The 9,860-nt window shown below is 39.1% G+C and carries 9 protein-coding genes, 1 pseudogene and 1 riboswitch; of the genes and pseudogenes, 4 read left to right on the top strand and 6 right to left on the bottom strand.

Going from position 1 to position 9,860, the window contains the following annotated elements:
* The first annotated feature begins 63 nt into the window (after positions 1-63).
* Positions 64-146: riboswitch (cyclic di-GMP riboswitch) on the top strand.
* Between the two features lie 127 nt (positions 147-273).
* Positions 274-861, top strand: coding sequence for a TfoX/Sxy family DNA transformation protein (locus Q1K78_RS16020; protein ID WP_300181159.1), 588 nt, complete (start codon positions 274-276; stop codon positions 859-861).
* Positions 862-956: 95 nt separating this feature from the next.
* Here Q1K78_RS16020 and Q1K78_RS16025 read toward each other — a convergent pair whose 3' ends face one another.
* Entirely contained in the window at positions 957-1,694 is a 738-nt protein-coding gene (locus Q1K78_RS16025; protein WP_300181181.1) for a hypothetical protein, read from the bottom strand.
* Between the two features lie 289 nt (positions 1,695-1,983).
* Entirely contained in the window at positions 1,984-2,487 is a 504-nt protein-coding gene (locus Q1K78_RS16030) for a YbaY family lipoprotein (RefSeq protein ID WP_300181161.1), read from the bottom strand.
* Between the two features lie 235 nt (positions 2,488-2,722).
* On the opposite strand from Q1K78_RS16030, the gene tesB reads away from it, so the two are divergent.
* Positions 2,723-3,586: an acyl-CoA thioesterase II gene (tesB, locus tag Q1K78_RS16035; RefSeq protein ID WP_300181164.1), complete on the top strand. Its 864-nt coding sequence runs from the start codon at positions 2,723-2,725 to the stop codon at positions 3,584-3,586.
* Between the two features lie 56 nt (positions 3,587-3,642).
* Here the strand turns inward: tesB and Q1K78_RS16040 are convergent, their stop codons facing one another.
* Positions 3,643-4,110, bottom strand: a complete 468-nt coding sequence (locus Q1K78_RS16040; protein WP_300181167.1) for an Lrp/AsnC family transcriptional regulator — start codon at positions 4,108-4,110, stop codon at positions 3,643-3,645.
* 77 nt (positions 4,111-4,187) lie between these two features.
* Between Q1K78_RS16040 and Q1K78_RS16045 the strand changes: the two are divergent.
* A pseudogene (locus tag Q1K78_RS16045) lies at positions 4,188-4,367 on the top strand (PLP-dependent cysteine synthase family protein); the annotation flags it as partial.
* Positions 4,368-4,554: 187 nt separating this feature from the next.
* Positions 4,555-5,238, top strand: coding sequence for a 7-cyano-7-deazaguanine synthase QueC (gene queC, locus Q1K78_RS16050; RefSeq protein ID WP_300181170.1), 684 nt, complete (start codon positions 4,555-4,557; stop codon positions 5,236-5,238).
* An 81-nt stretch (positions 5,239-5,319) separates the two neighbouring features.
* On the opposite strand, the gene vexH is transcribed toward queC, so the two are convergent.
* From vexH to Q1K78_RS16065, 3 genes are all read right to left on the bottom strand, one after another.
* On the bottom strand, positions 5,320-8,430 hold the full coding sequence (gene vexH, locus Q1K78_RS16055; RefSeq protein ID WP_300181173.1) for a vibriobactin export RND transporter permease subunit VexH: 3,111 nt from the start codon (positions 8,428-8,430) through the stop codon (positions 5,320-5,322).
* 2 nt (positions 8,431-8,432) lie between these two features.
* On the bottom strand, positions 8,433-9,503 hold the full coding sequence (locus Q1K78_RS16060; protein WP_300181176.1) for an efflux RND transporter periplasmic adaptor subunit: 1,071 nt from the start codon (positions 9,501-9,503) through the stop codon (positions 8,433-8,435).
* 163 nt (positions 9,504-9,666) lie between these two features.
* A partial coding sequence (locus Q1K78_RS16065) for a hypothetical protein (protein ID WP_300181179.1) occupies positions 9,667-9,860 on the bottom strand: 194 nt, incomplete at its 5' end.

Raw genomic sequence — 9,860 nt, forward strand, 5'->3', positions numbered from 1 at the left:
AGATCACATTTTTGAAATTAAAGCTCTGACTTTGCTATTGATTACTATATTATCAATACAAAGTCACAAACAGGGCAAACTGCGCGAAAGCTCAGGACGCAAAGCTTCCGGCCTACGTATTTATATAAGGTAGCGGGGTTGCCGATCGCAAGTCATTTTATCAAGCATTGTTATTTTTTACATTAAAATAACAATAGCCTGCTGTGAGCTTGCTACTATTTCCTCGGGCTCAGTTGTTTAGTGACATAAACTTACTAACCGAGAATTAATACAATGGATAAGCCAGTACTAAGAGATTCACTTCGTCTTCTTTCCTCTCTTGGAAAGATATCTTCACGTTCAATGTTTGGCGGCTTTGGTGTCTTTATCGACAGCACTATGTTTGCGCTTGTCGTGCAAGATAAGCTTCATTTAAGAGCAAGTAACGAAACCATCAATTTATTCAAAGAACAAGGCTCTGAACCTTATGTTTATAAAAAACGCGGGTTCCCTGTTGTAACCAAATATTTTGCTATTTCACCAGAATCTTGGGAAGCACCTGATGCTATCTTACTTCAGGCTGTTATTGCATTAGATGTAGCGAAAAACGATAAAGAAAAACAGCAAACCGCAGTGCCATCACGGATAAAAGATTTACCTAATCTACGATTGGCAACAGAAAGAATGCTTAAAAAAGCGGGGATTTGTACCGTGGAAGAACTTCGTAATACAGGTTCAGTCAATGCTTTTAAAGCAATTCAACAGACTCATTCAAATAATGTTAGCGATGAACTTTTATGGTCACTTGAAGGGGCAATTAAAGGGACGCACTGGTCTGTGGTATCTGCTGATACACGAAATACATTAAGAGAACAATTGTAAGTTCTATTAACGCTTTCATGTAAAGTATCTTTACAATAATATGTTGCAAGTCCTACTCTCGCTAGGAGGTGCAACATATTACTAATTCTAGCGGTTTAATCAATAGGCTCATCATCTACCTGCATCATAAAGTCAGTAACCCAACCTATCAGTAAAATCATCAACCAAGACACCATAATAGAAGTAGGCACTTCAAATTTTGGAGATACAATTAAGGTACTAAACCCTATAACGGGTAGTAACCACGACATCATAGGCAACCAATCACTATATTTAGAACGCCCCACACTCTGCAAACATACAATTAATCCTGTAATAGACAAAGCAACTAAAGCGGCGTGTTGCAGTCCCCCTATCCATAAAGGAATAACCAATACTAATGGCCACCACGCATTGCGATTAACTGGCTTCCAACTTCTTGCTGCAATCCAAACCAGAACAACGCTGCAAATTTGCAGTAAAGTCGAATACGCACTGCCAGCAAGTTTCCCTTCGTATTGCAAAGCCATGATCCCGGCTTCCATTGCCACCACAACTGAAATAATAAAAATAATTAAATGAATACTTTTACGTCGAGAAAAAATAACCATGAGTAATGGAAAGAGTGTCCAAACTGCAATTGACAACGATAAAGGCTGAGTTCCTAGCGTTAAACCAAATAAAGAGATTCCAGCAAGCAATATCCAAGTAGCTACTCCCCCTTGAGGAATGAGCCAGAGCATCGGAATGGCTAACGCCAGTAAAGGTAGATCTCCACCACTAATACCAAACGCCATTACACCGATGACAACAAGTACAAAACTTAATAAAATAGATAACACAGCTAATAACATCACCTTCCCTCCTTGGTACAGGATTGTTTACTTTGCTACTATCTCAGTTTAGCGGCAATATCGCGCTTTATCACTGACTCACCTCACCTTTCTAAAATAAGGCCGTTATTTTAATCGAGTCATAAATTCTGAGGGGAAGATTTCATTGCAAAAAGATAGATTTGAAGATCAAAAAGAAAAACTTGAGGAAGAATAAATTGTTATTCATGAGGATGTAATAATTTTACATTTTAAACAAGTAGTTATGCATTAAGCACAACCACTTATTTATATTAACGTTTAATCAATATTATTGACGAACACCTTTAAGCAATAAATCTTGGTTTAGTGTTTTTTCTTCATCAGTGATAACGGTATAGCTTGTATCGGTAGTGAAGCGTAATTTACCGTCAACCTTAATCGTTGCGCGAACTGCATACGTACGATTTGGTTGAATATCTGCCGTATTGAATGCTAAAGAATAATCAAATGGTGATGACTTCTCTCCCGCTTCAAATGTTTCTTCTGTGATTGTTTTTGATGGTGCATCAGCCAAAGAAACATCAGATAATGTAACCGTAATTACCGCATTTGCAGGTAAAGCGATACGCTCACGGTAGCCAACACTGCCCGTCACTACTTGCGTTTCCGCAACTTCAATAACGTCTGTATTTGCCGCATTACTTTGAACGACCTCTTCTTGTACAACCACTTCTTGCTTCACTGTTTCTTTTTCAGCTTTATCTGTTGAATTACAGCCAACCATTGTCATCCCTGTAGCCACAGACAAAGCAACCAATAATGATTTTTTCATTTTATACTCTCTTTTATATATTTATTTAGCTAATAAAAACATTATAAATATAAACCTATTAGATAGCTCTGTCTTCCTATCCATTCTATCTTTGACAGAAAACTAACTCAACGAGAAAAAAACCACACCGTCCTGATGTTATTCTGACCAAATTAACATTTTATTTAACTTGTTGAACTCAATCTGAATCTATCTCACAATAGAGTTATAACGTCAGAAGAATTAAGGCTATAACATGAATAAACCATTAAACGAATTATTAACACTATTGCAGCTCGAACAATTAGAGCAAGGCTTATTTAGAGGGCAAAGTGAAAACCTTGGTTTACCTCAAGTCTATGGTGGACAAGTCATTGGTCAAGCCCTCTCAGCAGCTCGCTATACAGTTGATAATACAAGAACGGTACACTCTTTTCATAGTTACTTTCTTTACCCTGGTGATCCAGAAAAAGCCATTATTTATGATGTAGAAAACCTACGAGACGGACGAAGCTTTAGTACTCGTCGTGTAAAAGCGATTCAAAATGGTCGTCCTATTTTCTATTTAACGGCGTCTTATCATGGTGATGAGCCGGGGTTTGAACACCAATCAAGCATGCCAGAGATCGCTGGACCTGAAAACTTTGCTTCAGAAACACAACTTGCCGAAGCCATCAAGCATGTACTCCCTCCAGCTGTGCAAAAGATTTTTTGTGGTGAAAAGCCCATTGAAGTTCGCCCTGTTAATATCGTAAACCCTTTAGCGCCAAGAAAAGCAGCACCCACACAACACTTATGGATAAAAGCCAATGGTGACCTACCTGATGATCAGTTAATTCATCAGTATTTATTGGCTTATGCGTCCGATTGGGGATTTCTTCCAACAGCACTTCATCCGCATGAAGTCAGCTTATTAACTCCCCACTTCCAAGTTGCAACGATCGATCACTCAATGTGGTTCCATCGCCCTTTCAAAATGGATGAATGGTTACTGTATTCAATTGAAAGTACCAATGCGAGCAGTTCAAGAGGCTTAGTTCGAGGTGAAGTATTCAACCAAAAAGGTGAGCTTGTCGCTTCTGCAATGCAGGAAGGCGTGATGAGAATGAGGAAAAAATAGAACTAGAATGACAAGCGATGCAGGTCTAGAATCGACCTGCTTCGTTAACTTTAAAACTATAAAGGCAATTCAGTCGTGTACTTTAGTGGCTCCATAGCAAAGGTACTCGTCACATTCGATATCCCATCAACGCTATTCACTAGTTTTTTGTAAAACGCATCAAATGACTTCATATCCTCAGCAAGTACCTTCATCATATAATCGTATTCACCAGCCATACGATAAAATTCCATGACTTCAGGAAAATCAGACACCGTATTAACAAATTGGTTATACCACTCTTGAGAATGGTTTGATGTTTTAATCAATACAAACGCATTAAAGCTCAACCCTAATTTTTCAGGGTTAAGTAAGGCCACTTTCTTTTCAATGACCCCTTCTTCTTCTAACCGCTTTAATCGCTTCCAACAAGGTGTTGTAGTCAAATTAACAGCTTCAGCCATCTCTTGTAATGACACCGTACAATCATGTTGCAATAAAGAAAGTAAGGTTTTATCTACCTTATCTAGCTCATACTTTCCCATAAAACCACCAATAGAGAATATTTTTCTCTTTTATTAAAAATATACAATAAATATAGCAAAATTTTTCTCATTAAGCAGAGGTAAATTATCAACGCTCTGCCAATACACACTTAATCAAGCTTGATCTGCCTATGCTTGATGGTATTGATTTATATCTAAAACACCGTTGAGCGCGATCTCTTTTCCTTTATGCTATGTCTAATGGCTGGATTGGCCCAAACACACCTATAGTAGAGTCTTCTTCTGGTAGCACAGCGGGTGATTTAACCCCATGTTTAGAGCAATTAGCTCGTTTTGAGAAAACAGGTCAATTATAACTAACCGATAAAATAATAACGTCCAGCTAAGATTATACCCATTGGGAATAACGATAAAAGCCATCGATCATCGGTGGCTTTTTTACTACAATAGCCAATAAATAATCCTACTGAGATTCATTACCTTATGTCTACAGCAATTGTTGTATTTAGTGGCGGTCAAGACTCCACTACCTGTTTAATTCAAGCACTGACTCAATATGACCATGTTCATTGTATTACTTTTGATTACGGCCAGCGTCATAATCAAGAAATTGAAGTCGCTAAAAAAGTGGCACTAGAGCTCGGTGCTGCTTCTCATAAAGTAATGGATGTCGGCTTATTAAATGAACTGGCTGCCAGCTCATTAACTCGTGATAACATTCCTGTTTCTCACGAACTGCAAGAAAATGGCCTACCAAATTCGTTTGTTCCTGGTCGTAATATTCTTTTCTTAACCCTTGCTGGTATTTATGCCTATCAATTGGGCGCAGAATCAGTAATTACTGGTGTGTGTGAAACTGATTTTTCAGGCTACCCTGATTGTCGCGATGAGTTTGTAAAGTCTATTAACCAATCTCTCGTCTTAGGCATGGATCGTAAACTACGAATTGATACGCCATTAATGTGGCTAAACAAAGCTGAAACGTGGGCACTGGCTGATAAATATGGAAAATTAGATTATGTTCGTAATCAAACACTAACCTGCTATAACGGTGTGATTGGTGACGGCTGTGGTGATTGCCCATCGTGTGACTTACGTAAGAATGGTCTAGATGACTATTTAAAAAATAAAGACGCGGTAATGGCTGATTTAAACGCTAAGCTGTAAGTATAACTATTTGATTAAAAAAAAGGCCATCACTTAGCATTAAGTAATAGCCTTTCTTTTTATCGAATTATCATTTCAATACTAATGCGAAATACGCCCTGTAATATCATGGTCTAATTCTTTATTTAATAACGCTTCTACATGACCAGGAGAATGCGTGCTTCCTGAAATTAATCGGTACATTGCAGGAATAACAAACAAGGTAACTAGGGTGGCAAACGCCATACCAAAGAAGATAACCGTACCTACCGCCACTCGGCTTTCATAGCCCGCACCCGTAGACATTATCAATGGAATAGCACCTGCTAATGTCGTAAATGCCGTCATTAAAATAGGACGTAAACGACGAGCTGAAGCATCAATAATCGCTTGCTCTAACTCTACACCTCGATCCCGCAACTGATTCGCAAACTCAACAATCAAGATCCCGTTTTTGGTTACCATTCCGATCAACATGATCATACCTATTTGGCTATAAATATTCAGTCCTTGACCCATAATCACTAGCCCTAAGAAACCACCGAATACCCCCATAGGAACGGTAAACATCACCACCATTGGGTTAATAAAGCTTTCAAATTGTGCCGCAAGAACAAGATAAGCAACCAGTAACGCTAATCCAAATACTACCAAAATACTCGATTGGTTTTCTTTAAAGTCTTTTGACTCACCAGTATAAGCTACTGAAATATCACTAGGTAAGATTTCAATCGCTTTCGCATCTAAATAATCCAACGCGTCACCCAGTGTTGCACCATCTTTTAAATTGGCAGTTAACGTAATCGATTTCTGTTTATTGGTGTGTGACAAACGGATTGCTGAAGCCACCTCATTAATCTTCGTCACGGTATCAAGTGTCACTAGTTCGCCCGTGGCTGTTCTCATATAAATTAGGCTAAGATCCGCGGCATTATTGAAGCTATTTTCATCACCTCGTAAATACACATCGTACTCTTCTCCACGATCCACATACGTTGTTTCACTCTTACCACCAAGCATGATCTCAAGGGTATCTGAAATATCAGAGATCTTAATACCTAACTCTGCAGCACGATTGCGATCAACTGACACAACTAACTCTGGTGTTTTTTCAGAATAATTAATGTCTGCACCTTCCATCAATGGACTATTATTCGCTTCTTCTTTTAATACATCGCCCCACTTTTGTAGCTCTTTATAATCTGAACCGCCAAGTACAAATTGTACAGGTTCACTTGAACCACCACTAAAGCCTGGCATCATAGGGAATACACGAACATCAGGGATATCAACTAAGGTTTTACGTATCAAGCCTAACCCTTCTTGAGCCGTCAGATCTCTGTCTGCCCAATCTTCTAAGATCATGATAACAAAGCCAGTCTGGTCGCCTGCATTACCACCAAACGCCGGTGATTGAATACTGAATGATTTTAAGAACCCTTTACCAAGCAATGGCATCAGTCTCTCTTCAACAATATCCATGTTCGAACTCATTCGGTTATAACTGGTGGCATCAGCACCACGAACAAACGCAAACAGTACACCACGGTCTTCTTGCGGTGTTAATTGTGATGGAACTTGCTGCATTAGCCCGTAACTACCGCCAATACAGGCCAAAATGATAACTGGAGCTAATAAACGCCAAGCTACCGCTTTGCTCACCGATTTACGGTAACCGCGCTCTAGGCCTGCGAATAATTTATCCACAAATATATTAAATCGATTTAGTTTTACATTGGCTTTTAAAATCTTACTGCCTAACACTGGTGTCAACGTCAAGGCGATCAGTGATGAGAATAAGACCGACATGGCAAGCAATACGGAGAACTCAGTAAATAATAAGCCGACCATGCCATCCATAAATGAGATCGGCAAGAATACCATTACCAGAACTAAGGTCGTTGCTATTACAGCAAAGCCCACTTCTCTTGTGCCTTTATAGGCAGCTAAAAGTGGCGACTCTCCTTTTTCTAAGTGATGGAAGATATTTTCAACCACCACGATCGCATCATCGACCACCAAACCAATCGACAATATCAATGCCATCAAGGTAATAAGGTTGATCGAAAATCCAAAGTAATACGCCGCCATAAAAGAGGAAATTAAAGAAACAGGTACGGTGACTGCCGGAATTAACGTTGCTCGTGCTTGACCAATAAAGATATAAAGCACCAAGATAACCAACCCACCCGTAATAAAGAGTGTGCTGTACACCTCAGAAATCGAGCGATCAATAAACACGGTAGAGTCATAATCAATGGCTAAACGAGTACCTTCAGGTAGAAACTGCTGAATTTTAGCCACTTCTTCATGGACTAAATTCGCTACATCTAACGGGTTTGCATCCGACTGTGGAACAATCCCCATACTAACGTTAACAACACCATCACTTTTAAAGGTTGAATTTTCGTTTTCTGCACCAATAAATACATCCGCGACATCTTTTAGATAAATAGAGGTTCCATCACTGGCGGTTTTTACTACCAGATAATTAAAGTCTTCGGCTTGGTTATACAAACGCTCAGTACGTACCGACATCACGATCGCATCATTGCGCACTTCACCGCCCGGACTTTCGATATTCTCTGAACGCAGTGCTGCGGTAATATCAGAAGCAATAACGCCTCGCCCAGCCATTAAATCTGGTTTTAATTTGACGTACATTACTTTGTACAAGCCACCCGAAATATCAACCGAGCTTACACCGCTAATCAAACTGAATCGGTCAACCAATACACGCTCGGTGTAATCGGTTAGCTCGGTTCTATCCATCACGCTTGAACTTAAATTAATGTATAACGATGCTTCGCCGCTGCCATTATTTTTAAAGACAATCGGATCATCCGCTTCATCAGGTAAACTTCGTTGAGCACGAGCCACCGCATCACGAACATCACTCACACCCGTATTTAAGTCATAGCCTAAATCAAAGGTAATCGTAATACGTGACATACTGTTACGAGTGGTTGATTCAATTTCATCAATACCACTAATGCCTGAAAGCTGATCTTCTAATACTGTTGTGATCTGACTTTCAATGATCGTAGCAGAAGCCCCTTCATAACGAGTGCTGATCGAAACCACAGGGCTTTCAATATCAGGCATTTCACGTACGGCTAATTTACTAAAAGAAACGGCACCAAACACACACAACAATAAACTTAAAACAATGGCAACAACTGGCCTTTTTACAGAGATATCAGATAACCACATGATTATTGTCCTTCTGATTCAGGTTTAATGGTTTCAGCTTTCGGTGCTTGATCAAGCTGTTTTACCGATACACCATCACGCATATTCACTAAGCCTTGCACGACAATATCTTGTCCAATCTCTAAACCACTATTAATAACAACACGGTTTTCAACACGGGCACCTAATGTCACCTCAGTACGCGTTACTTTATTATCTTCACTAATCACATACACATATCGTTTGGTACCAGAATACTCTAATGCTTGTACTGGAATAATTGGGGCATTAATTGCAGGAAAATCTAACTCTGCCGCCATTAACATTCCAGGTTTCATTTTTAAATCATTATTTGGAAATTCAATACGAATACGTAAATTCAACGTTTCTGCATTAATACGAGAATCAATACCGACAACTTTTCCTGAAAATACCGTATTCCCCCATGCTTGGCTCTTTGCATCAACCTTCATACCTTTTGATAGCATTGAAAGGTAACGTTCAGGTACTTGTAAATCTAATTGCATCAACGACAGATTATCTAGTGTTAGTAGCTCTGTTCCTGCACTCACCATTTTACCGCGACTAAAATCAACAAAACCTACCGTGCCAGCAAATGGTGCGGATATATGAAGGTCGGCCAAATTCGCATTAGCGGCATCTAAACGTGCTTGTGCAATATCAACACTCGATTTTTGACCGTCGATTTCAGTTTGTGTAATTGCATTTTTCTTTGCTAAGCGTTGAAATTCTTTTAATTTACGTTTTTCATCATTCAAATAAGCACGTGCCTCTTTTATCGCAGCACTGGCTTTATCATCATTGAGTTGAATTAAAAGCTGCCCCTTTTTCACCTCTTGGTTGGCTTTAATTGCTATACGGTCAATTTTTCCTGAGACCTCTGGTGAAATAATAACGGACTCCGCCGCTTCTAATTTACCAATTAATGATAATGATTGAGATATTTCATGGGTTGCGACCTCTTCAGAGACAACAGCAACCGCTTGATTTCCTCTCGATTTTTTAGCATAAGAAGGTGTTGATAAAGTGCATGCTAATAAAAGAGCAAGAGTAATAGACTTAGTTTGATTCATATTAATACTTATTATTTGAATTATTGAAATTACTTACTGACGCTAGTTTAGCAAGGGAAAGTGATTTTGTTCGTCAATGAATGTAAAGATGGTGCAATAAACTGTAAAAACAATTACTTCGGTATGACTCTTTTTTTATGATTTTGTTCAAAAACGATGCTTTTTACCCCTTTTTGACGAAAAACCCACCATTCAAACCAAAAAACAAAGAAAAGTGCTTTACAGAAAAACGAAGTTTGCTATTATTCGCTCCGAACTTGGCAAGGTCGTTGGGAAAACTCTTGTTAAGTATAAAAATCTTTCGTTGGAGGGGTTCCCGAGTGGCCAAAGGGAGCAGACTGTAAATCTGCCGCGTAA

It is taken from the genome of uncultured Aliivibrio sp., from assembly GCF_946479765.1.
Lineage (GTDB): Bacteria > Pseudomonadota > Gammaproteobacteria > Enterobacterales > Vibrionaceae > Aliivibrio.

What these genes read in the sequence shown, in the direction of transcription:
- queC (WP_300181170.1), top strand. Translation starts at nt 4,555, where the DNA reads ATGTCTACAGCAATTGTTGTATTTAGTGGCGGTCAAGACTCCACTACC.
- vexH (WP_300181173.1), bottom strand. Translation starts at nt 8,430, where the DNA reads ATGTGGTTATCTGATATCTCTGTAAAAAGGCCAGTTGTTGCCATTGTT.
- tesB (WP_300181164.1), top strand. Translation starts at nt 2,723, where the DNA reads ATGAATAAACCATTAAACGAATTATTAACACTATTGCAGCTCGAACAA.
- Q1K78_RS16020 (WP_300181159.1), top strand. Translation starts at nt 274, where the DNA reads ATGGATAAGCCAGTACTAAGAGATTCACTTCGTCTTCTTTCCTCTCTT.
- Q1K78_RS16030 (WP_300181161.1), bottom strand. Translation starts at nt 2,487, where the DNA reads ATGAAAAAATCATTATTGGTTGCTTTGTCTGTGGCTACAGGGATGACA.
- Q1K78_RS16040 (WP_300181167.1), bottom strand. Translation starts at nt 4,110, where the DNA reads ATGGGAAAGTATGAGCTAGATAAGGTAGATAAAACCTTACTTTCTTTA.
- Q1K78_RS16060 (WP_300181176.1), bottom strand. Translation starts at nt 9,503, where the DNA reads ATGAATCAAACTAAGTCTATTACTCTTGCTCTTTTATTAGCATGCACT.
- Q1K78_RS16025 (WP_300181181.1), bottom strand. Translation starts at nt 1,694, where the DNA reads ATGTTATTAGCTGTGTTATCTATTTTATTAAGTTTTGTACTTGTTGTC.